Origin of the sequence: Stenotrophomonas geniculata ATCC 19374 = JCM 13324, assembly GCF_001431625.1 — a bacterium.
GTDB classification, from domain to species: Bacteria; Pseudomonadota; Gammaproteobacteria; order Xanthomonadales; family Xanthomonadaceae; genus Stenotrophomonas; species Stenotrophomonas geniculata.
On the sequence record NZ_LLXT01000086.1, the window covers coordinates 96,485 to 117,877 of the forward strand.

Below are 21,393 nucleotides of genomic sequence, written 5' to 3' on the forward strand. Positions count from 1 at the left end.
TGGTTTGCCCGGTGGATGGACCGGACGTTCAAGCGACGCTAGCCTTGTCGGAGAAATCAAACCTGACAGGGGTAGGGTATGGATATCCGCGCTGGCTTCCTTTTCGCGCTACTCGCATTTGCTTTGCCCGCCGCAGCGCAGCTGCAGTCGGCTACCGGTCCAAGGCCGAAGCCGCTCCCAGCGGCCCCAAAGCCTGCTTACAACTCGATGTCAAAGACCACCACGCCGCTTAATTGTCACGAATTGGCCTGGCCGAACCACCCACATCCGGGCGTAAAGGCGTACTGCGAGCATCTCGAAGCCCGCGTGCTTTCAGATGAAGCGCGCCGGGCCGGTCGCCCTGGTCCTTCCGATAGTGTCGTCGGGCTTCCTTCGCTCGGGTCCGAAGCTTCTAAGCGCTCTGGACTCGCCTGTATCGGCGGCCAGGCCTTCCGAAAGCTCCCCAACGGATGGGAACAGGTTTCTTCGCCCGCAGGTGGCTGGCAGCGCTGCCGCGAGCAGTGACCGGGGTGTAGGGGCAGCGCCCCTACGGAAACGCCTCACACGCGCTGGCGAGGCCTCGGCCCCTGTACTGGCAGGACTGACGTCACTGGATCGGCGTCAGGGCCAGCCATCGCCACCGCCGAACGCTGTTTGCGCTGGCTCACAACGTCCCGCAGATTGACGACAGTGGCAGGATGATGGCGAATGCCGGCGTCGCGATTGCGCACATTTCTGGAGCTTTCGATCGACGGTACCGAGCGTGCAGCCTCCATCATCCGGCGCCATTCCTGCGCTTGGCAGGCAGTGAGCGACAGCCAGGCGAGATCCTCGGGCAGCAACTCGCGGCCTTCGGGCGTAATCAGACGGTCGCCCAGGAAAGAAAAACCGGCCCAAGGGCCGGTCAAGTCAATACGGTGGTGCGGGTCGAACTCAATCATGCCGCGATCTCATCCTTGGCCGGGGTCCCAGGTCGCAGGCAAGAGCCGAGCCAGAGGCCCAGCCATTGCCAAGCGGAAGAGACGAAGGCTCGGATTCGGCCGATCCATGATTTCGCATAATGTATATTATGTTCAAAGCCTCTCCGAGGACGCTCGCGTACCGCTCGCCTCAATCACCGGCCTTGCTATGCCAAGCCAAGAAGCCGGCCTCCCCAGCGTGCCCCTCGCGGCCTGGCTGCTACGGCTTCCTCCATCGTCCGATCACAGTCTTGTGCATGACCCAGGCGATCCAGCCGCAGACCAAGCCACCCCCCGCGACAATGATCTCTTCCTCTTCAAAGGCGGGTCCATTCAGTCCTTGATAGGCAACGAAAGCCAACGCTCTCAATGACAGCAAGGCAAACAAAGCTGTAGGCGCCCAAAGCAGGACCTTCATCGTTCTCCCGCCTCCAATTGCATCGGCCGGTCACGTGCCATGACAGGAACGTGATTTCCGTCCGGCGTGACGCGTCACGTTAATGACCTATGGCAGTCCGCTGCCGCAGGCCCTCCATCTCAACCTGGCGCCCCTTTCTGCACTAGCTCGAAAGCAGCCCCTTCGCCAGAAGCGTGATCCGGGTTGCCGCATTGAGGTCGTACGCACCCAGATCCTTCGGTTCCACCCAGGCATGGGCATCAAACTCTTCGTTGATCGTAACGTCACGGTTCAGTGCTTCGCAGTCGAAGATCAGGTAGATCATGTGAATCTGCTCGCTGGAACCGTCCGGATAGAGCTTGGTGCGGATGTCGTCGCGGAAGGTCCATGGTTGAACGGCACCGATCTGCAGCGCGTGCCCCAGCTCTTCGCGGATCTCCCGGCGCAGGCCTTCCTCGATGCGTTCGTCGGGCTCCAGCCCACCGCCGGACAGTGCCCATTGGCCCGGAAATGCACCACGATCCAACGGCATGCGGCACAACAGATAGGCGCCCTGGTTCTGGATCAGCGGGCATACGATGACGCGTTGTCTCACAGGGTCTTCCTTGGATGTTGGGCAGATGCCGGAAGGATTGTATGAAACCCGGCGGCATCCCGATGGGTTGCAATTGATTTAGCGTGGCAGGCCACAACGAATCTGAGCGGCGCGCCGGCTTCACATGCTGCCGCCGGTCACTTCGCAATAGTGCGGGGGTCCTCGTTGTTCGAGTGGTTCATGTCCCCTCCTCCTGCGCCCGTACATCACCTGCCCCGGCGACGGCGCATTGCCATCTACATCCTGCTGGGCTTGTATGTTGCCTACCTCCTGGCCGGCAACATCTTCCTCAACACGCCACTGTTCGACCAGGTCACCAACCGCAAGCCGCACAAGTTCGTGATGACCACGGGCCCGGCCATCACCCTGCTGCCCGGCCACGTGATCGCCTGGAACGTGCACATGCGCGGCCACGTCAACCACACCGTCTACGTGCTGCATGCCGACCGGGCAAGCGCCAGGCTGGCAGTCCTGCCGCTGTTCCAGCGCGAAGTACGGGTTCCGCGCCTGCAGGCAACGGGCGTATCGGCCGAGATCAGCCGCGTTGACGAGGCCATTCCGCCGCCCCCGCGCAGCGACCAGGGCTGGACGCTGCGTTTCGATGCCATCCACAGCGACAGCATCCGCAGCGCCCGTTTCGGCAAGCTGCTGATCATCGGCAAGGGCCAGGGCACGGTCGGCTTCATCAAGCAGCTGCGCGGTGGCCCCTCGGAACTGCTCGATTCAACCGTCACGTTCAAGGGTGCGGACACCAGTTTCGATGGCGTGCAGGTGCTGGATGACATGAACCTTGCCGCACGCTTCAGCTATCCGCGTCATTACCGGGACCAGGCGCCGGGGCTCGCCAAACTGAAGATCCTGCATGCCCAACTGGACGTTGATGCACGCAGCCAGGGACTGCGCATGGATACGGATGTCACAAAGCCGAAGATCTCCAGCGCGCCCGTGCCCGGCCGCCTGCAGCTGGCGCTGCACCTGATCGACGGCCAACTGCAGCCCGGCGACCACGCGCTGTGGCAGGTGCCGCTCTATCTGGGTGACGGCGCCCCCGATCGCGGCGTGCTGGCCCTGCAGCTCAACGTGGCCAACGACCTGCGCCTGCAGGCCCGCCTGCCGCCAAAGCCCGGCTCAGGCAGCGAAGTGGACGCGGACCTGCACATCACAGGCCGTGATATCCCCTTCCAGGACCTCGCTCAGTTGTTGGAGCGCAGTTCCGGCACGGTGCGCGGCGAATGGACGTTCACCTCACTCAACTGGATCCCTGCCCTGTTCGTCCGCAAGCCGTGGCTGCAACTGGACGGCGGCGGCACACTGAAGGCCGACCTGCGGCTGCGCAACGGCGAGCTGAGCGAAGGCAGCACGGTGGACATTCCCTCTGCCGAAGCAGTTGCCGAGGTTGCCGGCGTCCGGCTTGCCGGTGCCGCCAGCGCGCACGGGGAACTGAAGTCAGGCGCTCCAAATCTGGCCCTGCTTGCCGTCCGCCTGCCCCGCTTCACCGCGCGTGCCACCGATGCCAAGGACGTTCGGCTGTTCGATGGTCGTGATCTGGCGCTGGATCTGACCGGCGCCGGTCGCCTGCAGGAGCTGCGCAAGGGCGTGCGCGCGCACCTGAGCTTCAGCGAAGCCACCATTCCAGATCTGTCGGCCTACAACCGTTATCTCGGTTCAAAACAGGTGCGCCTGCTGCGCGGCACCGGCTCACTCAGCGGTGATGCCACCCTCGATACCGATGGCCGCGTTGGCCATGGCACGGCCCGCCTGCAGGGGCGCAACACCAGCGCCAAGGTCGCCGGCCTGGACATGGGCGGCGACGTCGACGTGAACGCAACCCTGCGCCGGGGCGACTTCAACCAGCGTCATTTCGACCTGTCCGGCACCACGGTCGAGCTACGCAACGTGCAGGTGGCGGGTACGGAGCGCGCAACCGCCTGGAAAGGCCGCGCGGCCTTCAAACGTGGCCGTATCGATGCGCAGTCGCCATTCCAAGTGGATGCCACCACGGATCTGGATCTCAGCGATGCCCGTCCGTTGCTCGCGCTGTTCGCAGAGCGCACCGACTACCCACGCTGGACGCTGTCCCTCCTCGATTCCGGCCAGGTGCAGGCACAGGCGACGCTGCGCTGGCGCCCTGGCCATCTGGTCATCGATGGACTGCAGGCCGAGAATGATCGCCTGTCGGTACGCGCGCGGCTGGATCTTCTGGAACAGCGCAAACGCGGCGATCTCTACCTGCGCTGGGGACTGCTGGGTGCGGGCATCGAGCTGGACGGTGACCGGCGCCAATGGCATCTGTCCAAGGCACGTGAGTGGTTTGATCAACAGCCTTCCCTGCTGCCGGCAAGCCAGGGCACGAGCGCCGCCGGCTCTTCAGACTGAGAAGGCCCGCAGCCTGCATCCATTCGCGGCCTCTGTGCGTATACGGGAGCATGCGCATCAGGGAGCTGTACGGTATGAAGCGGAGTTCACAGATTTCCGGTCTTCTGGGATGGGTGACGATCACCTTCGCGGCGGCCGCCCTGGGTGCGTGGGCATCCACATCGGCGGCCACCTTCTACGCCACCCTTGCCCTCCCCGGGTGGGCACCACCGGCCAGCGTCTTTGGCCCGGTGTGGACGCTGCTTTACGCCATGATGGCGATTGCCGCGTGGCTGGCCTGGCGCGAACGTGGCTGGCGTGGGGCACGACCCGCGCTGGTGCTCTATCTGGTGCAGCTGGCCGTCAACGCACTGTGGAGCTGGCTCTTCTTCGGCTGGAGGCTGGGCGCGCTTGCCTTCGCCGACATTCTTCTATTGATTGTGCTGGTGTGCGCGACGATCGTCACGTTCGCGCGCACCCGCCCGATTGCGGGGGTGCTGCTGCTTCCTTACCTGGCCTGGATTTCGTTCGCCTCGGCGCTCAACTTTGCGGTATGGCGAGCCAATCCCGGACTGCTGTGACAAGGTCGCCTGCCGCTCACGCCTGGGCAATGGCCTGCGGGCGCCAGGTCCGCAGCAGGGCCGGCTTGAATGCCTGCTGGCCGCAGCCGGTGGGGCACCGCACCACCCGTGCCGCAGTATGGCTGACCAGGCCCCGCCCTTCTTCCGCCTTGAAGATCGTCTCGCAGGACAGGCAACGGGCAACCAGCGAATACAGGTGCAGCAGCCGGCCACTGGCCGGGTCCTGCAGCGCATCCACATCCAGCAGTTCAAACTGGCAGCTGTCAGCCAGCATGCGGTACGGGGACAGGGGCGCGGGCTGCAGGTTCACGGGGCGGTCGCTCAGGGAAGTGGATCCACTCTAGGCAATGACCTGTCGAGCTGATGTGCAGCGGAGATGTATTCTTCGCGAAAACTGCAAGTGCTCGACCTCGTCCCCACATGAAGAATTCAGCTTGGACAGAAGCACGCTTCACACGCATACACTGGTAGGCGAATGCATGATTTTGCTTCACCATTGAGGGGTACCGGATGTACCACTGGGCCTTTCCAGCCATCCACGAATGATGAGTCCCGCCCTTGATGCCTTCTGCTGAGTCCGCGCACGACACTGCCTTGTCCAGTTGCGCGCGCGAACCGATCCACACCCCCGGCGCGATCCAGCCCTATGGTGTGCTCCTGGTCGTTGAACCGCAGTCCCTGCAGGTGCGCGAGCGCGCCATCAGCCATCCCGGCCTGCTGCAGCAGTTCGGCGAACCGTTGACGCAGCATGTCAGCGAGGTGTTTGGCGGCGTGCTGGCGCCGTTCCAGGGCCTGTTCCAGCAGGCCGTGATCGGCAGCAGTGCCCATGTCGGCGCCGTGCATCTGGATGGCCACGGCCGGCATCAGTTGCTGGTGCACCGTTCCGCCAACGATCTGCTGGTCGAACTGGAAGCACCGGTTCCCGGCCAACCGGGCTCGCTGGAAGAACTGTATCCGGCCATCCGCGAGCTGATGACCGGCATTGAATCGGCGGCGACCGTGGAAGACCTGTGCAGGCTTGCGGCCGCGCACATGCGGCGGCTCACCGGCTTTGACCGCACCCTGGTCTATCAGTTCGACGCCGGCTGGAACGGCATCGTGGTGGCTGAGGATGGCAACGGCCTGTTGCCGTCCTACCTGGACCTGCGCTTCCCTGAGTCGGACATTCCCGCGCAGGCCCGCGAACTGTATCGGCGCAACCGGGTCCGCCTGATTGCGGACAACAACTACACCCCTGCCCCGCTGATGCGGGCCGAGGACCATCGCGACGCGCCGCCCACCGACCTGAGCCTGGCCGTGCTGCGCAGCGTCTCGCCGGTACACCTGCACTACATGCGCAACATGGGAACCGGTGCGTCGATGTCGGTATCGTTGGTGCATGAAGGCCGGCTGTGGGGCCTGGTGTCCTGTCACACCGTGCAGCCACGCCGCCTGCCGTACCACGTGCGTACTGCCTGCGAGTTCATGGGCCAGATCCTGTCGCTGCAGATTGCGTTGAAGGAGCGTGCGCGTGCGATCGAAGAGCGCGTGGCCCGTCGTTCTGTGCTGGTCAAGCTGCTGGCACGCATGGCCGGTGATGAGGACTTCATGGCCGCACTGCGCGACGACGAGGCCAGCCTGCTGTCGCTGACTGGCGCGGCCGGCGCGGTGATCGTGCACAAGGGCGATTGCCTGCGTGTCGGCCAGTGCCCTTCTGCCAGCGACGTGCTGGCCCTGGCGAATTGGCTGGCCACGCAGCAGGCCGGCCAGGAAACCTACTGCACCGATCACCTGGCAGCCGACTGGTCACCTGCCGCGCACCTGGCCGACGTAGCCAGCGGCGTGCTGGCGGTGTCCATTTCGCAGTTGCATGACAGTTACCTGATGTGGTTCCGGCCGGAAGTGGTGCGCACCGTGCGCTGGGGTGGCGATCCCCGCAAGGAAGCAGCACCGGGCGTGGCGCTGTCTCCGCGCAACTCGTTCGAGGCCTGGAAGGAGACCGTGCAGCAGCGCAGCCTGCCGTGGAGCGATGCTGACTGCGACGCGGCACACGAGATGCGCACGGCCATCGTCGATATCGTGTTGCGCAAGGCCGAGGAAATGGCCGAACTGAACGAGCAGCTGCTCCGCAGCAACAAGGAACTGGAAGCCTTCTCCTACTCGGTCAGCCACGACCTGCGCGCTCCGTTCCGTCACATTGTCGGCTATTCCGAACTGCTGGGCAGCTCGGCGGGCGAGCGCCTGAACGATACCGAGCGCCGCTTCCTGGACACGATCGTGGAATCGGCCAAGTCCGCCGGAACACTGGTGGATGACCTGCTCAGCTTCTCGCAGATGGGGCGCTCCACCCTGGGGCGTGTGCGGATGGACATGACCGCGCTGGCGGAGGATGTGCGCCGGAGCCTGGCCCTGGACTACGCCGGCCGCGACGTACAGTGGACGCTCGCACCGCTGCCGGAGGTCGAAGCCGATCCGACGATGCTGCGCCTGGTCTGGCAGAACCTGCTGGCCAACGCGATCAAGTTCACCCGCGAGCGCGACCAGGCTGTTATCGAGGTCGGTCACGAACGCAGCGACGACGAAGACCACTTCTTCGTGCGCGACAACGGCTGCGGCTTCGACATGCGCTACGTGGACAAGCTGTTCGGCGTGTTCCAACGCCTGCATCACGTCGAAGAGTTCGAAGGCACGGGCATCGGCCTGGCCAATGTACGCCGCATCATCAGCCGCCATGGCGGCCGTACCTGGGCCGAGGGCGAGCCCGGCAAGGGCGCCACCATTCACTTCACCCTACCCCGTTCCACAGGAGATCACCCATGAGGGACCTGCGGCCGATCCTCCTGGTTGAGGACAGCCCCAAGGATGCAGAGCTGACTCTGGCCGCATTGTCGCGCTGCCAGTTGCTGAACGATGTCATCCATGTACGCGACGGCGCCGAAGCGCTGGACTACCTGCGCTGCGAAGGCAAGTTTGCCGGTGCCATGCACGGCGGCCCGGTGGTGGTGCTGCTGGACCTGAAGCTGCCCAAGGTCAATGGCTTGGAGGTACTGGAGCAGGTCCGTGGCGACCCGTACCTGAGCAGCACCCCGGTGGTGATGCTGACCTCTTCGCGCGAGGAGCAGGATCTGGTGCGCAGTTACGAACTGGGCGTCAACGCATTCGTGGTCAAGCCGGTCGACTTCAAGGAGTTCTTCGACGCCATCCAGGGGCTGGGCATGTTCTGGGGCATCACCAACCAGCCGCCGCCGCATCGGCCCAACGGCTCGGGGCAGCACAATGCGTGATGGATCGCGCCGCAGCGAGCGCCTGCGCATCCTCATGCTGGAGGACAGCGCGCTTGATGCGGAGCTGATCAGCGCACAGTTGCAGCGCGCCGGCCTCGACTTCGAGGCCGAGCGCCTGTGGACCCGGAATGCGTTCATCGAGGCCATCGACAACCGTGCGTTTGACGTGATCCTCGCCGATCATGTCCTGCCAGGCTTCGATGGTGACGCAGCACTTGCCCTGGCACGCGAACGCGTGCCGCAGACGCCTTTCATCTTTGTTTCCGGCACGCTGACCGAGGAACTGGCGGTACAGGCACTCACGCGCGGTGCGCGCGACTACGTGGTGAAGCAACGCCTGCAACGCTTGCCCGATGCGATCCGCCGCGCCCGCCAGGAGGCGCACGAGCGTACTCAGCTGGCCAATGCGCAGGCCGCGCTGAACGAAAGCCAGGCCCAGCTGCAGCAGGTAACCGATGCCGTCCCGGCGCTGATCGCCCAGTTGGACAAGGACCATCGCTACCGGTTTGCCAACAAGGCGTTCCTGGACTGGCACGGATTCAGCCTTGCAGAACTGTTGGGTCGCGCGGCACGGGATGTCAGCGGGACTTCTGCCTTCGAGCACGCCCTGCCCAGCCTGGAGCGGGTATTGCGGGGCGAACGCACCAGCTTCCAGGTCGAACTGATCCACCGCAGCGGCGAATCACGGTTCGTGCAGATGGACTGCGTGCCTGAGCAAGCCGCCGATGGCAGCGTGGTCGGCTACATCTGCATGGGCAGCGATGTTTCACTGTTGAAGAAGGCCGAACTGGCGCTGCGCGAGGACAACCAGGTACTCGAACGACAGGTGCAGGCGCGCACCACCGAACTGAGGGCCAGCAAGCGGCGCCTGCAGGCGATCTTCGAATCCAGCTTCCAGCATCAGGTGCTGCTGGATCTGTCCGGACGCGTGGTTGATGCCAATGACGCGTCACTGGCCGCGGTGCTGGCAGACAAGGGGGACGTCATTGGCCAGCGCTTTGGCGAATCGATCTGGTTCGGCACAACCGATGGCATCGGCGCGCTGATCGACCGGGCCGTCGCCGCAGCCGTACAGGGCCGGAGTTCGTTGCATGCACTGGAGCTGGAGCTCCCGACCGGCCGGCGCAGCTTCGATTTCTCGTTCCGTCCGCTGCTGGATACCGAAGGCGTGGTCACAGCCGTGGTTTCCGAGGCGGTGGAAACCACCGCGCGGCTGCAGGCTGAACATGCGCTGCGCCAGTCACAGAAGATCGAGGCGGTCGGCCAGCTCACCGGCGGCATCGCGCATGATTTCAACAACATCCTCACGGTCATTTCCGGCAATGTTGAGCACGCCATGCTGCTCAACGAGCGTGCAGGCGAACCCGGTGCGATGGTCAGCCGTGCGCTGGACAATGCGCTGAAGGGCGTGGGCCGTGCCGCCAGCCTGACCCAGCGCCTGCTGGCCTTTGCCCGACGCCAGCCGCTGCACAGCCAGGCCGCCAACCTCAACGAGCGCCTGCTGGACATGCACGACATGCTGCAGCGTGCGCTGGGCGAGCTGGTGCAGCTGGAGATCCGCAGCGCCCAGGACATCTGGTGCGTGGAGATCGACGTGAGCCAGCTGGAGGCCTCCGTACTGAACCTGGCGGTCAATGCCCGCGATGCGATGCCACATGGCGGCCGGCTGGTGATCGAGGTCGACAACAGCCACCTCGACCACGATTACGCCGCCCTGTTCCCGGATGCAACGCCGGGCGAGTACGTGATGCTGCGGGTGCGCGACAACGGCCACGGCATGGACGCGGCTACCCTGGCGCGCGTGTTCGAACCGTTCTTCACTACCAAGCAGGTCGGCCGCGGCACCGGGCTTGGTCTGTCGATGGTGCATGGCTTCGTCAAGCAGTCCGGCGGCCACGTGCTGATCGATTCGGTGGAAGGCGGCGGCACCAGTATCACCATGATGTTCCCGCGCTCACCGCTGGCCCTGCCCTGCGAAGCACGTGCGCCGCAGGTTGGCCTGGCCGGTTACGCGCCGCGCGAGGAAACCGTCCTGGTGGCCGAGGACAACGACGATGTGCGCGCGCACACGGTCGATTCACTGCGCCTGCTGGGCTACCGCGTACTGGAAGCGCATGACGGACCATCCGCACTGAGGTTGCTGGAGCGGCCGGACACCAGGGTCGACCTGCTGTTCTCCGACGTGGTGATGCCCGGCATGTCGGGCTGGGAGCTGGTCCGCGAGGTCCGCGAGCGCTGGCCAGAAGTTGCCGTGCTTTTCACATCGGGCTATCCACGCGACCACGAAGCGGTGGGCAGTCAGGGGCGTTTCCCAGCGCTGCTGCCGAAACCGTTTACCCGCAGTGACCTTGCGCAGGCGGTACGCACCGCGCTGGACGCTGCCGCGCACTGAGCTCACGCGGCCGGATCACGCATGCCTGCCGCGATCCGGTTGATGTCCGCGCACTCCACCGTCGCAGGCGGATGCTCTCTTCCGGCCAGTGCGATCATCGCCTGGCCCACCGCCAGATTGCTGGTGACCAGTGAAGGGACGAGTGCGCCAGCCAGTTTCATCAACGGCGCGCCACCCCAGTACAAGGGCTTGAGCACCGCGTGGCGCGTGCCGGTTCCCGATACCGGCCGCACGCCGCCCGGGCGCAGCATCACGGTACGCACCGGCAGGGCCTGCAGTGCGACCTCGGTCTCGCCCTTGATCCTCAACGGCATCAGCCGACTCCGAGGGTCCGCACCGGCACCGGATACATACAAAAAAAACCCTTCGGGATTCGCAGCCGCCCAGGCACGGGCCACCGCCAATGTCGTGTCCAAGGTCACGCGCCGGTATTCGGCCTCAGTGGTGCCGACCGGTGGTGCGCCGGCGCAATAGAAGCAGGCATCGAACCCGGCCAGTTCTTCCAACCGCCCCTGGATACGCAGGAAGTCCGGAACGATCAGTTCGCTGCCAGCACCGCTCAGACTTCCCGGGTGGCGGACCAGCGCTGTCAGGCGGGACACATGTGGTGAGCGTTGGCAAGCCAACGCCACACCCTGCCCGACCAGGCCTGCGGCACCGGTCAACAGAATCCGTAATGCGCCCGTCCCGGCCATCGTCGCCCCCGCTAGAGTTTCACGAAACGCTGGATCTTCCGCGCCAGCCAGCCACTGAACACCAACGGCGCATCCAACGCGGACACGCAGATGCAGGGAACCCCGGGCGCAGTCACCGGCTGATGCTCCACGTCTTCATCCAGATCCGCCACGTCGCCGGGCGCGAACAGCCCCAGCGCATCGTTGTACGAGCCCCGCAGGATCTGGGTCAGCTCGCTGCGGCCGTGGCTGTGCATCGGCAGGCACTTGCCAGGGGCGATCTTCAGCATGATCAGCGAAGGCATCTGCTCTGCACGGATGCAGTGCACACCCGGCGCCATCCAGCGCCAGCGCAGGCCACTGAGCGACGCACCGAAATACGGGTGAAGCGAAGCAGGAAGATGGTCCGGATCGGCCTCGGGTCGCTCCTTCGGCACGGGGCGTGCGACCCCAGCCATGGCCATCGGCGCTTCCGCGGCCAGTTGCATCAGCATCGCCTCACGCAGCTGTTCGCGTCGCGTGTCGGCTGCGGGTGGCTGGGTCTGCTCCAGCAGCACCGAGCCGATCGCCTCTGCGTCGCGCAGGCGGTGACGGCAATGCGGGCACTGCTCCAGATGAGCACCGGCCACGATGCTCAATGGCGCCGGCAGCGCGCCGGCGGCATAGCTCATCAGGGTGGATTCATGCAAGTGGTGATGCGGGTTCACGACGCACCTCCCACTTTGGCCTGCAGTTGCAGAAACGCGCGGCGCAGGTGTGATTTGACCGTCCCCAGCGGCATGCCCAGCGCCTCTGAGATCTCGCTGTGGCTCTTGGCCTCGAAATAGGACATCCGCACCAGCCGCGCCTGCACCGCGGGCAACTCGTTGATGCGCTGGCGCAGCCGTGCCTGGTCTGCGAACTGCTCGGCGCTGCTGCGCTCGATCACGTCAAGTGTGGCAGCATCCTCCACCGCTGACTGCACCTGCATCCAGCTTCGCTCGCGACGGATGCGATCGATATGCAGGTTCCGCGCAATCCGGTACAGCCACGTACTCAGCGCGCCCTGGGCCGCATCGTAGTCGGCCGCTCGCAGCCACAGGCGCAGCAGGCATTCCTGCGCCAGTTCCTCGGCAACCGCATCCGGTGCACCCAGGCCGCGCAGGTACACGCACAATCGCGGCATGAAGTAGTCGTAGATCCGCATGAAACAGTCGCGGTCGCGCAGCCGCGCCACGCCGTCCATGTCACCGGCCCAGTTCGTCGGCTCGCTGCTCGGCTGCTGGGAACTGGACACGGTGCGTGCGCTATCGAAGTTGAGGAGTGTGCTGGCGGCGTCAGGGTACATCTGGGTTCGCGGCGGGCGGGTGAAGGTCTGTCCTCTGTACGCGCAGGGGCAGCAACTGGATGCAGCCGGCGCTGTGCATCCAACCGGCCGCCGCTGCCGTACGCCCTGAGCCCTCCCTTCCGGATCACGACCCATGCGCACTGCCTGGCTGCTGCTGTGCCTGCCTCACGCCGCGCTGGCGGCACCCTGGCTGCGAAGCGAGGGCGTGGCCACCTCCGCGCAGGGCGGCATCCTCTACCGTGAAGTGCACTGGCGGCGCGAGGCAACGGAGGGCGCCGAGCGCTGGGTGCTGTACCAGTGCCCGGGCGGTCAACCCTTCGCCCGCAAGCATCTGCCCGCCAGCGCCCGGCCGCAGGCACGGGGCTATTCGCTGGAGGACCGCCGCAGCGGCCAGACCGCCGAGGTAGACGCCACTGGCGACTCAGTGTCGATTGCATGGAAGGAGGATGCCGCCAGTGAGCTGCGTCGGCGCCAGCTTGAACTGCCGCCGGATGCGGTGATCGATGCGGGGTTTGATGCCGCGGTCCGCCTGCACTGGCCGGCGCTGCTGCGCGGCGAACGCGTCAGCCTGCCGTTCCTGGTGCCAGGGCGGCAGCGCTACTTCCCGGTGCAGGTGCGGCGGTCGGGCTCCATTCGCTGGCAAGGCATCGACGCCCAGGCGATCGAGGTCAGTCTGGACACCTGGTACGGCGGCATCGTGCCGCGCCTGTCGCTGGTCTATGCCAGCGCCGACCGCCGCCTGCTGGAATTCCGCGGCACCAGCAACCTGCGCGATGCCCGCGGCAGCTACCCGCAGGTGACGGTGCGCTTCAGCTCGCCAGCTGCCGAGCGACCGGCAGGTGACTGGCAACAGGCGTGGGCGCAGCCCCTGGTCGAGCGTTGCACCGTGACGCCCAGGTGAAGCGAAATTTAGTTCGAAGTGGCGCATCCATTGCGCGCCCTGCTGCGTAAAGCAGGACACGACACCCGCCGAGATCCGCCATGGCCTCTGTAGCGCCCCTCCCCCGTCGACGCTGGCGCCTGCTGCGTACGTTGCAGCGGTGGGTCGATACCAGCAATGCCACAGAGAGCACCGGCGAACAGCCAGGACGCATCGACTGGATGCGCGCGGTACCCTTTGCACTGATGCACCTGGCCTGCATCGCGGTGATCTGGGTAGGCGTGTCATGGACGGCGGTCGTCATGGCCACGGCGCTTTACGCAGTGCGCATGTTCGCCATCACGGCGTTCTATCACCGCTACTTCTCGCACCGCACCTTCCAGGCATCGCGTCCGGTGCAGTTCGTGTTCGCAGTCATCGGCGCCTCCAGCGTGCAGCGCGGGCCGCTGTGGTGGGCTGCCCATCATCGCCACCACCATCGGCATGCCGACCAGCGGCTGGACCCGCATTCACCGCGCGAAGGCGGCTTCTGGCGCAGCCACATGGGCTGGTTCCTCACCCGCGAGGCCTTCGCCACCGATCTGTCGCGGGTACCTGACCTGGCGCGCTTCCCCGAACTGCGCTGGCTCGACCGCTTCGATACGGCAGTGCCGGTACTGCCGGCCGCAGCGCTGTACGCGCTGGGTGCTGGACTGGAACGCTGGGCGCCCGACCTGCAGACCAATGGCCCGCAGCTGCTGGTGTGGGGCTTCTTCATTTCCACCATCGTGCTGTTCCATGCCACCGTCACCATCAATTCGCTGGCGCACCGCTTTGGCCGCCGCCGCTTCGAGACCCGCGACGACAGCCGCAACAACCTGTGGCTGGCGCTGCTCACCTTCGGTGAGGGCTGGCACAACAACCATCATTTCTTTCCCGGCACTGTGCGCCAGGGCTTCCGCTGGTGGGAAGTGGACCTGACCTGGTACGGGCTGCGCGCGATGGCGGCGCTGGGCCTGGTCAAAGGGCTCAAGCCCATCCCCGAGTGGGTTCTGGCCAAGGCGAGGTACTGAGATGCGCATCGCGGTCATCGGCTCGGGTATCGCGGGGCTGGCCAGTGCCTGGTGGCTGGATGGCCAGCACGACGTCACGCTGTTCGAGGCCAACGATTACCTCGGCGGGCACACCCATACCCACGACGTGCAGGTGGCGGGCAGAGGCATGGCGGTGGATACCGGTTTCATCGTCTTCAACCCCCAGCACTATCCCTTGCTGACGGCGCTGTTCGACGAGTTGGGCGTGGCCTCGCAACCGACCACGATGAGTTTCTCCATGCACAGTGAGCGCAGCGGTGTGGAGTACAACGCCACCTCGCTGGATGGGCTGTTCTGCCAGCGCCGCAATCTGGTATCGCCGCGCTTCTGGGGCATGCTGGCCGACCTGCGCCGGTTCTATCGCGACGCGCCGTTGCTGCTGGCCGAAGAAGACGGTCCCACGCTCGGCGAATACCTGCGCAGCCAGCGCTATGGCGAGGCGTTCATCGACGAGCACCTGCTGCCGATGGCCTCGGCGCTGTGGTCCTCGCCGACGGCTACCGTGCAGGCGTTCCCGGCGCGCTACCTGGCCCAGTTCATGGCCAATCACCAGATGCTGCAGATGACCGGGCGGCCAAGCTGGCGGGTGGTCAACGGGGGATCGACGCGCTACGTGGATGCGCTGCGTCGCCGCTGGCGTGTGCATGAGCGGCTGCAATGCCCGGTCAGCAGGGTCGAGCGCATGCCCTGGGGTGCACGCGTGCACAGCAGCGCCGGCGTGGAGGCCTTCGACGAAGTGATCCTGGCCTGCCACAGCGACCAGGCACTGGCGTTGCTTGCCGACGCAGATGCCATCGAGCGTGAGGTCCTCGGCGCCATCCGCTATCAGTCCAACGAGGCGGTGCTGCATACCGATGCATCATTGCTGCCGCGCAACCGCAAAGCGTGGGCGGCCTGGAACGCGCACGTGCCACAGGATCGCGCGGCGCCCTGCACGGTCAGCTACTGCATGAACCTGCTGCAGGGCCTGCCGGGCGACATCCCCCTGGTAGTGACCCTCAACCGCAGAGAGGCGATCGATCCGGCCAAGGTGCTGCGGACCCTGCAGTACGCGCACCCGGTACACGACCACGCTGCAGTGCGCGCACAGCAGCGCTGGGCGGAACTGCAGGGCCGCCGCCATACATGGTTTGCGGGCGCCTATTGGGGCTGGGGCTTCCATGAGGATGGCATCCGCAGTGCCCGCCGCGTGGTCGAGGCCCTGCAAGCCTGCGCTCCACATCGGCTGGCATCCGCCTCGGATGAGGTGGCGGCATGAGTGCCAGCGCACTCTACATCGGGCAGGTGATGCATCGCCGGCATCATCCGCATCCGCATGCGTTCCGTTACCCGGTTGCACAACTGCTGCTCGACCTGGATGAACTGGAGACCGTGTTTGTCGGTCGCTGGCTGTGGTCGGTCAATCGCCGCAATCTGGCCGAATTCCGCCGAAGCGACTACTTCGGCGACCCCGCCCGGCCACTGGCCGATGCGGTGCGCGACCACGCTGCAGGCACGCTCGGCTACCGGCCGACCGGCCCGGTGCGCCTGCTCACCCATCTCCGCTTCGCCGGGCATGTCTTCAACCCGGTCAGCTTCTACTACTGCTACCAGGCCGACGGCCGCACGCTGGACTGCATCGTCGCCGAGATCACCAACACGCCCTGGAAGGAACGACACACCTATGTGCTGCCGGTCACTACCGCCACGCACGAAGGCAGTTCACTGCGTTGGCAGTTCGACAAGTGCTTCCATGTCTCGCCGTTCATGCCGATGGACTGCCGCTACGACTGGCGGTTCAACCGCCCGGACCAGGACCTGCGCGTGCACATGCAGGTCTGGCGCGACGGCGTGCGCCAGTTCGATGCCACCCAGGCCATGCAGCGACGTGCCCTGGATGGCCGCGGACTGGCCCGGGTTCTGGCCTGCTATCCCCTGATGACCACCCAGGTGGTGGCCGCCATCCACTGGCACGCACTGCGGTTATGGCTGAAGCGCAACCCCGTACACGACCACCCCACCCTTGCCGGGAAACCGCGATGAACTCGATGACACCTTCGGTGGCCCTGCCGCGCCCCGGTGCGCTGGACGCCTTCCTGCGCCGCCGCCTGCTGGCGCAGCTTGCCCCCCTGCGCGACGGCCGCCTATGCGTGCGCGATGCACTCGGCGAAGTCTGGCTGGGCGACGCCCGTGGCGAACTGCATGTCACTGTCACCATCAATGACCCCGCGTTCTATCGCAAGGTTGCTGCCCAAGGCAGTGTGGGCGCAGGTGAGAGCTATATCCAGGGCGAGTGGCACTGCGATGATCTGGTTGCCCTGATACAACTGCTGGTACGCAACCGCGAACTGCTGGACGGCATGGAGCAGGGCCCGGCCCGTGTGGCTGGCTGGCTGCTGCGCGGATGGAACCGGCTGCACCGCAACAGCCGTGAGGGCAGCCGGCGCAACATCGCCGCCCACTACGACCTGGGCAACGATTTCTTCGCCCTGTTCCTGTCGCCTGACCTGATGTATTCGTCGGCGCTGTTCACCGGCGAATCCGAATCGCTGGAGTCCGCCTCGCGCCGCAAGCTGGACCGCATCTGCCAGCAGCTCCAGCTCAAGCCGGGCGATCGCGTGGTGGAGATCGGCACCGGCTGGGGTGGTTTTGCGCTGCACGCCGCGCAGCACTACGGCTGCCACGTCACCACCACCACCATCTCCGCCGAGCAGCACGCGCTGGCTGCCCAGCGCGTGCAGGCAGCGGGCCTGCAGGACCATGTCACGCTGCTGATGCAGGACTACCGCGACCTGCAGGGCCAGTTCGACAAGCTGGTATCGATCGAGATGATCGAAGCCATCGGCGCGGAATACCTGGACACCTACATGGGCACGCTGCAGCGACTGCTGAAGCCTGATGGTGTTGCCCTGCTGCAGGCCATCACCATCGAGGATCATCGCTACGAGCAGGCCCGGCGCAGCGTCGACTACATCAAGCGCTATGTGTTCCCGGGCAGCTTCATCCCATCGATCAACGCGATCATGGCCGCCAAGACGCGTTCCAGCGACCTGCAGCTGATCGCCCAGCAGGACTTCGGCCATTCCTACGCGCTGACCCTGCGCGCCTGGCGCCAACGCTTCCTTGCGCAGCTGCCTGCCGTGCAGGCGCAGGGGTTCGATGCCCGCTTCTGCCGCCTGTGGGATTTCTACCTGGCCTACTGCGAAGGCGGCTTCCTGGAGCGTTCGATCGGCGTCTCGCATCTGTTGTTGGCGCGCCCGGGCCATCGGCCCGCGGGCGCACCTGGTGAAGGCAACTGAAATGCGCCGGTTCTGGCCCAATCTGCTTGGCAACCAGCTGGTCTGGCTGTGCGCGGTAGCCGGCGCGGGCCGCGGCTGGCAGTGGCCTGCGTTGCTGGCCGCATCGCTCTACATCGGCAGCCAGCTGCTGGCGTCGGCGCATCCGCGACTGGACCTGCGGCTGCTGGTGCTTGCGCTGGCCTGCGCCTGGCTGGTCGATGCCACTGCGGCCGCCAGCGGCACCGTGCGCTACGCCGCTGCCCCGCCGGGGTGGGCGCCACCGCTCTGGATCATGGCCTTGTGGGCGGCATTCGCCATGACCCTGACCACCTCGATGCGCTTCCTTCAGCGACACCCTGCCCTGCCGCCTCTGTTCGGCCTGCTGCTGGCGCCACTGGCCTACCTGTCGGCCGCGCGTGGATTCGATGCAGTGCAGTTCAACAGCCCGATGTGGCATGGCGTCCTGGTGCTGGGCGCAGGCTGGGCCATTGCGCTTTCCCTCTTGTGCCGCGCCGCCCGTGGCGGCCCGCGTACCACGCCACAACCACCTCTGGTCGGAGCGTCATCATGATCAACCTGCTCTGGGTGCTGCTCTACGCGGTACTGGTGATGAGCTGGGGCTGGGCCTGGCAGCGCCGCCACCACAACATCGGCGTTGTGGACGTACTTTGGGCCAAGGGCGTGGGCGCCGCCGCGCTGCTACTGGCGTTGCTGGGCGAGGGTGCGGTGACGCCACGGGTGGCGCTGGCTGTGCTCGGTGGCCTGTGGGGCGGTCGCCTGGCCCTTCATCTCTGGCACCGGGTCCGGCACGAAGAAGAGGACGGGCGCTATCGCTACCTTCGTGAGCACTGGCAAGGACACCAGGGAAAGATCTTCGGGTTCTTCATGGCACAGGCACTGCTGGTGGTGCTGTTTGCCCTGCCCTTCGTCGCGGTCGCCGCCAATCAAACCGCAGGCACGGCACCCTGGGTGATGGCGGCTGCGCTCGTCTGGCTGCTGAGCGTGGGCGGAGAATCGCTGGCCGACCAGCAGCTGGCCCGGTTCCGCGCCAACCCGGCGAACAAGGGCCGCACCTGCCGTGATGGACTCTGGCGGTATTCCCGCCACCCCAACTACTTCTTCGAGTGGCTGCACTGGTTCACCTACGTGCTGCTGGCCGTCGGCTCCCCGCTGTGGTGGCTGGCCTGGCTCGGCCCCGTGCTGATGTATGTGTTCCTGCGCTATCTCAGCGGCATCCCGTTCACCGAGAAGCAGGCCCTGCGCAGCCGCGGCGACGACTACCAAGCCTATCAGCGCAGCACGCCGATGTTCTTTCCCTGGTTCCCCCGCCCTTCCAAGGAGCATTCCGCATGAACGCGATCCCCTCACTGAATCCTGCCGAAGACGCGGAAACCGGGCTGATCGCCTGGGCCGAACGCGGGCTGGTCCCCGATGCGGCGCTGCGTGCCGGCATCCGCCGCTTGTGCGCGCGACGCCTGCATGAGGAAAGCGAGGGTGGCATCGAAGGCCAGTCGGCGCGCTTCAGCCAGCGCATCGCCGAGCTGGCCGACAGCCCACTCGCATTACACACCGATGCAGCCAACCGACAGCACTATGAAGTGCCAGCAGCCTTTTTCCAGGCCTGCCTGGGCAAGCGACTGAAGTACAGCAGCTGCTACTACCCCACCGGGCGCGAAACGCTGGACCAGGCGGAGGACGCGATGCTGGAACTGTACGGCCAGCGCGCAGGCCTGGCCGATGGCCAGCAGATTCTCGAACTGGGATGCGGCTGGGGCTCACTGACCCTGTGGATGGCAGAACGCTACCCGCAGGCCAGCATCACCGCCGTTTCGAACTCGCACAGCCAACGCCAGCACATCATGGCGCAGTGTGAAGCCAGGGGGCTGCGCAACGTCGAGGTGATCACCCGCGATGTCAACCAGCTTGAGCTGCCCACGGCACGCTTCGACCGCTGCGTGTCAGTCGAGATGTTCGAACACGTGCGCAACTACGAGCGCCTGCTGGCGCGCATCGCGCAGTGGCTGAAGCCAGACGGTGCGTTGTTCGTGCATATCTTTGCCCATCGCACGCTGATGTACCCGTTCGAAACCGAGGGTGGCGACAACTGGATGGGCCGCCATTTCTTCACCGGCGGACTGATGCCGGCCGCCGATACCCTTCTGCATTTCCAGCGCGACCTGCGGCTGGATCAGCGCTGGTTGCTGGACGGCACCCACTACCAACGCACCGCCGAGCACTGGCTTGCCAATCAGGATGCGGCACGCGACCGGGTGATGCCGATACTGGCGGCGACCTATGGGCCGACGGCTGCGCGCATCTGGTGGCAACGCTGGCGGATGTTCTGGATGGCGTGTGCCGAGCTGTTCGGCTACGACGACGGCCAGCAGTGGCTGGTGGCCCACTACTTGTTCCGGCCCCGCTGAGGTGTGACATGCGAAAGTTTCCACTGCTTCCCCTGATCGCGATCGGCCTGTTCGGTTCCGGCTGCAGCTCCAGCGACACGCGCCCACTGCCGCGTCCGTCATCGGTGGATGTGCCGCGTTTCATGGGTGACTGGTACGTGATCGCGCATATCCCATCGCGCCCTGAACGCGAGGCCTTCGACGCCGTGGAGAGCTATGCCCTGCGCTCCGATGGGCGCATCCAGACCACCTTCACCTACCGCAAGGGCAGCTTCGATGCGCCGCAGAAGTCGATGCATCCCATCGGTCGTGTCGAGAAGGAAGGCAATGGTGCGATCTGGGGCATGCAGTTCATCTGGCCGATCCAGGCTGAGTACGTGATCGCCTGGCTCGACGAAGGCTACCGCCAGACCATCGTGGCGCGAAGCAAGCGTGATTACGTCTGGTATATGGCCCGCACCCCGCAGGTGTCGGACAGAGACTACCAGCAGGCAGTCGAGCGGATTGCGGCGATGGGTTACGACACCCGCACGCTGAGGCGGGTGCCGCAGTCGGTGCGATGACACCGCACCCTCGTCCCCGGTGGATCGTCCTGGAGCAACAATCGATCATCAATCATTGCAACGTGGTGCTTTCACCATGCGCCCTTCAGATACGATGCTGGGCAAGCCAGCAGGGTCTGAACGGATACACGATCGATGGACAGCACTCCGGACAATACCATCACAGCCTCCTGGAACGGCTTCGTCGTCCGGCAGATCCTTCCGTGCGATCTCGACCTCATCTGTGCCCACCGTGAAGCGATGTTCCGTGAAAGCGGCCGGAGCGAAGAGGTCCTGCAGCAGATGGCAGCCCCGTTCCGTAGATGGCTGGAGCCGCGCCTGATGTCGGGCGACTACTTCGGCCATGTCCTTTCCGACAATGGACAACCCATCGCAGGCATCGGCCTGATGCTGATCGACTGGCCGCCCCACCCCGCCCATCCAGAGCAGGACTCGCGCGGCTACGTACTCAATGTCTACGTGGACCCCGGCTACCGGCGTCGCGGCATCGCCCGCCAACTGATGAAGCTGGCCGACCACGCGTTCGCCGGGCGAGGGGTGGCCTACGCGGTGCTGCACGCTACCGCCCAAGGGAAGCCTCTGTATGCCGATCTCGGATGGGCTGCGACCAGCGAAATGGCCCGCGACCTGCGCAGCGGGGGCGACGTGCCCTGAAGGGCCTGACTGTGGCCTGACGATCCACTGCATCAATCGGCA

Annotated in this window: 22 protein-coding genes; 15 read left to right on the plus strand and 7 right to left on the minus strand. The window is 65.7% G+C overall.

The window, feature by feature from the left end:
• Positions 1-539 precede the first annotated feature (539 nt).
• The 3 genes from ARC63_RS06410 to nudI all read right to left on the minus strand — a co-directional run bounded on the left by ARC63_RS06410 (position 540) and on the right by nudI (position 1,930).
• Positions 540-920 (minus strand): DUF3653 domain-containing protein, encoded by a 381-nt coding sequence (locus ARC63_RS06410; protein ID WP_057502817.1) that lies wholly within the window; start codon positions 918-920, stop codon positions 540-542.
• 238 nt (positions 921-1,158) lie between these two features.
• A complete protein-coding gene (locus tag ARC63_RS06415) occupies positions 1,159-1,356 on the minus strand; it encodes a hypothetical protein (protein WP_057502818.1) in 198 nt (65 codons plus the stop codon).
• Between the two features lie 142 nt (positions 1,357-1,498).
• A complete protein-coding gene (gene nudI / locus ARC63_RS06420) occupies positions 1,499-1,930 on the minus strand; it encodes a nucleoside triphosphatase NudI (RefSeq protein WP_057502819.1) in 432 nt (143 codons plus the stop codon).
• Between the two features lie 180 nt (positions 1,931-2,110).
• Here nudI and ARC63_RS06425 point away from each other — a divergent pair, with 180 nt between their 5' ends.
• Together ARC63_RS06425 and ARC63_RS06430 are read left to right on the plus strand one after the other, a co-directional pair.
• Positions 2,111-4,306 (plus strand): AsmA family protein, encoded by a 2,196-nt coding sequence (locus tag ARC63_RS06425; protein WP_057502848.1) that lies wholly within the window; start codon positions 2,111-2,113, stop codon positions 4,304-4,306.
• Between the two features lie 74 nt (positions 4,307-4,380).
• Positions 4,381-4,866, plus strand: coding sequence for a TspO/MBR family protein (locus tag ARC63_RS06430; RefSeq protein ID WP_057502820.1), 486 nt, complete (start codon positions 4,381-4,383; stop codon positions 4,864-4,866).
• Between the two features lie 16 nt (positions 4,867-4,882).
• On the opposite strand, the gene ARC63_RS06435 is transcribed toward ARC63_RS06430, so the two are convergent.
• On the minus strand, positions 4,883-5,176 hold the full coding sequence (locus tag ARC63_RS06435) for a hypothetical protein (RefSeq protein WP_010485774.1): 294 nt from the start codon (positions 5,174-5,176) through the stop codon (positions 4,883-4,885).
• 251 nt (positions 5,177-5,427) lie between these two features.
• Here ARC63_RS06435 and ARC63_RS06440 point away from each other — a divergent pair, with 251 nt between their 5' ends.
• From ARC63_RS06440 to ARC63_RS06450, 3 genes are read left to right on the plus strand one after another with little or no spacing between them, the layout of a single operon-like run.
• Positions 5,428-7,665 (plus strand): ATP-binding protein, encoded by a 2,238-nt coding sequence (locus tag ARC63_RS06440; protein WP_057502821.1) that lies wholly within the window; start codon positions 5,428-5,430, stop codon positions 7,663-7,665.
• Positions 7,662-8,129 carry a response regulator gene (locus ARC63_RS06445; protein WP_057502822.1) on the plus strand — a complete coding sequence of 156 codons (468 nt, stop codon included), beginning with the start codon at positions 7,662-7,664 and terminating at the stop codon, positions 8,127-8,129. Before ARC63_RS06440 ends, ARC63_RS06445 begins: the two co-directional genes overlap by 4 nt.
• Entirely contained in the window at positions 8,122-10,521 is a 2,400-nt protein-coding gene (locus tag ARC63_RS06450) for a hybrid sensor histidine kinase/response regulator (RefSeq protein ID WP_057502823.1), read from the plus strand. Before ARC63_RS06445 ends, ARC63_RS06450 begins: the two co-directional genes overlap by 8 nt.
• A 2-nt stretch (positions 10,522-10,523) precedes the next feature.
• Here the strand turns inward: ARC63_RS06450 and ARC63_RS06455 are convergent, their stop codons facing one another.
• The 3 genes from ARC63_RS06455 to ARC63_RS06465 are packed head-to-tail and all read right to left on the minus strand — an operon-like array spanning position 10,524 to position 12,522.
• Positions 10,524-11,216 carry a Rossmann-fold NAD(P)-binding domain-containing protein gene (locus tag ARC63_RS06455; RefSeq protein ID WP_049455036.1) on the minus strand — a complete coding sequence of 231 codons (693 nt, stop codon included), beginning with the start codon at positions 11,214-11,216 and terminating at the stop codon, positions 10,524-10,526.
• 11 nt (positions 11,217-11,227) lie between these two features.
• Complete coding sequence (locus tag ARC63_RS06460; RefSeq protein ID WP_019337473.1) at positions 11,228-11,902, minus strand: ChrR family anti-sigma-E factor; 675 nt, start codon at positions 11,900-11,902, stop codon at positions 11,228-11,230.
• Complete coding sequence (locus ARC63_RS06465; RefSeq protein WP_019337472.1) at positions 11,899-12,522, minus strand: sigma-70 family RNA polymerase sigma factor; 624 nt, start codon at positions 12,520-12,522, stop codon at positions 11,899-11,901. Before ARC63_RS06465 ends, ARC63_RS06460 begins: the two co-directional genes overlap by 4 nt.
• Before the next feature lie 133 nt (positions 12,523-12,655).
• On the opposite strand from ARC63_RS06465, the gene ARC63_RS06470 reads away from it, so the two are divergent.
• From ARC63_RS06470 to ARC63_RS06515, 10 genes are all read left to right on the plus strand, one after another.
• A complete protein-coding gene (locus tag ARC63_RS06470) occupies positions 12,656-13,423 on the plus strand; it encodes a hypothetical protein (protein ID WP_019337471.1) in 768 nt (255 codons plus the stop codon).
• Between the two features lie 80 nt (positions 13,424-13,503).
• Positions 13,504-14,454 carry an acyl-CoA desaturase gene (locus ARC63_RS06475; RefSeq protein WP_057502824.1) on the plus strand — a complete coding sequence of 317 codons (951 nt, stop codon included), beginning with the start codon at positions 13,504-13,506 and terminating at the stop codon, positions 14,452-14,454.
• Between the two features lies 1 nt (position 14,455).
• Positions 14,456-15,733: an NAD(P)/FAD-dependent oxidoreductase gene (locus ARC63_RS06480; RefSeq protein ID WP_057502825.1), complete on the plus strand. Its 1,278-nt coding sequence runs from the start codon at positions 14,456-14,458 to the stop codon at positions 15,731-15,733.
• A complete protein-coding gene (locus ARC63_RS06485) occupies positions 15,730-16,497 on the plus strand; it encodes a DUF1365 domain-containing protein (RefSeq protein ID WP_057502826.1) in 768 nt (255 codons plus the stop codon). Before ARC63_RS06480 ends, ARC63_RS06485 begins: the two co-directional genes overlap by 4 nt.
• The gene (locus ARC63_RS06490) at positions 16,494-17,753 is read left to right on the plus strand and encodes an SAM-dependent methyltransferase (RefSeq protein WP_049409825.1); all 1,260 of its coding nucleotides are present in this window, start codon (positions 16,494-16,496) and stop codon (positions 17,751-17,753) included. The genes ARC63_RS06485 and ARC63_RS06490 overlap by 4 nt, the downstream gene beginning before the upstream one ends.
• A gap of 1 nt (position 17,754) precedes the next feature.
• Complete coding sequence (locus tag ARC63_RS06495; protein ID WP_057502827.1) at positions 17,755-18,303, plus strand: DUF2878 domain-containing protein; 549 nt, start codon at positions 17,755-17,757, stop codon at positions 18,301-18,303.
• Positions 18,300-19,085 (plus strand): DUF1295 domain-containing protein, encoded by a 786-nt coding sequence (locus ARC63_RS06500; protein ID WP_010485798.1) that lies wholly within the window; start codon positions 18,300-18,302, stop codon positions 19,083-19,085. Before ARC63_RS06495 ends, ARC63_RS06500 begins: the two co-directional genes overlap by 4 nt.
• Positions 19,082-20,155 carry an SAM-dependent methyltransferase gene (locus ARC63_RS06505; protein ID WP_057502828.1) on the plus strand — a complete coding sequence of 358 codons (1,074 nt, stop codon included), beginning with the start codon at positions 19,082-19,084 and terminating at the stop codon, positions 20,153-20,155. Before ARC63_RS06500 ends, ARC63_RS06505 begins: the two co-directional genes overlap by 4 nt.
• A gap of 8 nt (positions 20,156-20,163) precedes the next feature.
• A complete protein-coding gene (locus ARC63_RS06510) occupies positions 20,164-20,697 on the plus strand; it encodes a lipocalin family protein (RefSeq protein ID WP_019337464.1) in 534 nt (177 codons plus the stop codon).
• 135 nt (positions 20,698-20,832) lie between these two features.
• Positions 20,833-21,351, plus strand: a complete 519-nt coding sequence (locus tag ARC63_RS06515) for a GNAT family N-acetyltransferase (RefSeq protein ID WP_057502829.1) — start codon at positions 20,833-20,835, stop codon at positions 21,349-21,351.
• Positions 21,352-21,393 lie beyond the last annotated feature (42 nt).

Excerpts from the sequence above, each read along its gene's own strand:
- ARC63_RS06410 (WP_057502817.1), bottom strand. The coding sequence starts at position 920 with ATGATTGAGTTCGACCCGCACCACCGTATTGACTTGACCGGCCCTTGG.
- ARC63_RS06415 (WP_057502818.1), bottom strand. The coding sequence starts at position 1,356 with ATGAAGGTCCTGCTTTGGGCGCCTACAGCTTTGTTTGCCTTGCTGTCA.
- ARC63_RS06425 (WP_057502848.1), top strand. The coding sequence starts at position 2,111 with ATGTCCCCTCCTCCTGCGCCCGTACATCACCTGCCCCGGCGACGGCGC.
- ARC63_RS06430 (WP_057502820.1), top strand. The coding sequence starts at position 4,381 with ATGAAGCGGAGTTCACAGATTTCCGGTCTTCTGGGATGGGTGACGATC.
- ARC63_RS06440 (WP_057502821.1), top strand. The coding sequence starts at position 5,428 with ATGCCTTCTGCTGAGTCCGCGCACGACACTGCCTTGTCCAGTTGCGCG.
- ARC63_RS06445 (WP_057502822.1), top strand. The coding sequence starts at position 7,662 with ATGAGGGACCTGCGGCCGATCCTCCTGGTTGAGGACAGCCCCAAGGAT.
- ARC63_RS06450 (WP_057502823.1), top strand. The coding sequence starts at position 8,122 with ATGCGTGATGGATCGCGCCGCAGCGAGCGCCTGCGCATCCTCATGCTG.
- ARC63_RS06455 (WP_049455036.1), bottom strand. The coding sequence starts at position 11,216 with ATGGCCGGGACGGGCGCATTACGGATTCTGTTGACCGGTGCCGCAGGC.
- ARC63_RS06465 (WP_019337472.1), bottom strand. The coding sequence starts at position 12,522 with ATGTACCCTGACGCCGCCAGCACACTCCTCAACTTCGATAGCGCACGC.
- ARC63_RS06470 (WP_019337471.1), top strand. The coding sequence starts at position 12,656 with ATGCGCACTGCCTGGCTGCTGCTGTGCCTGCCTCACGCCGCGCTGGCG.
- ARC63_RS06475 (WP_057502824.1), top strand. The coding sequence starts at position 13,504 with ATGGCCTCTGTAGCGCCCCTCCCCCGTCGACGCTGGCGCCTGCTGCGT.
- ARC63_RS06480 (WP_057502825.1), top strand. The coding sequence starts at position 14,456 with ATGCGCATCGCGGTCATCGGCTCGGGTATCGCGGGGCTGGCCAGTGCC.
- ARC63_RS06485 (WP_057502826.1), top strand. The coding sequence starts at position 15,730 with ATGAGTGCCAGCGCACTCTACATCGGGCAGGTGATGCATCGCCGGCAT.
- ARC63_RS06490 (WP_049409825.1), top strand. The coding sequence starts at position 16,494 with ATGAACTCGATGACACCTTCGGTGGCCCTGCCGCGCCCCGGTGCGCTG.
- ARC63_RS06495 (WP_057502827.1), top strand. The coding sequence starts at position 17,755 with ATGCGCCGGTTCTGGCCCAATCTGCTTGGCAACCAGCTGGTCTGGCTG.
- ARC63_RS06500 (WP_010485798.1), top strand. The coding sequence starts at position 18,300 with ATGATCAACCTGCTCTGGGTGCTGCTCTACGCGGTACTGGTGATGAGC.
- ARC63_RS06505 (WP_057502828.1), top strand. The coding sequence starts at position 19,082 with ATGAACGCGATCCCCTCACTGAATCCTGCCGAAGACGCGGAAACCGGG.
- ARC63_RS06510 (WP_019337464.1), top strand. The coding sequence starts at position 20,164 with ATGCGAAAGTTTCCACTGCTTCCCCTGATCGCGATCGGCCTGTTCGGT.
- ARC63_RS06515 (WP_057502829.1), top strand. The coding sequence starts at position 20,833 with ATGGACAGCACTCCGGACAATACCATCACAGCCTCCTGGAACGGCTTC.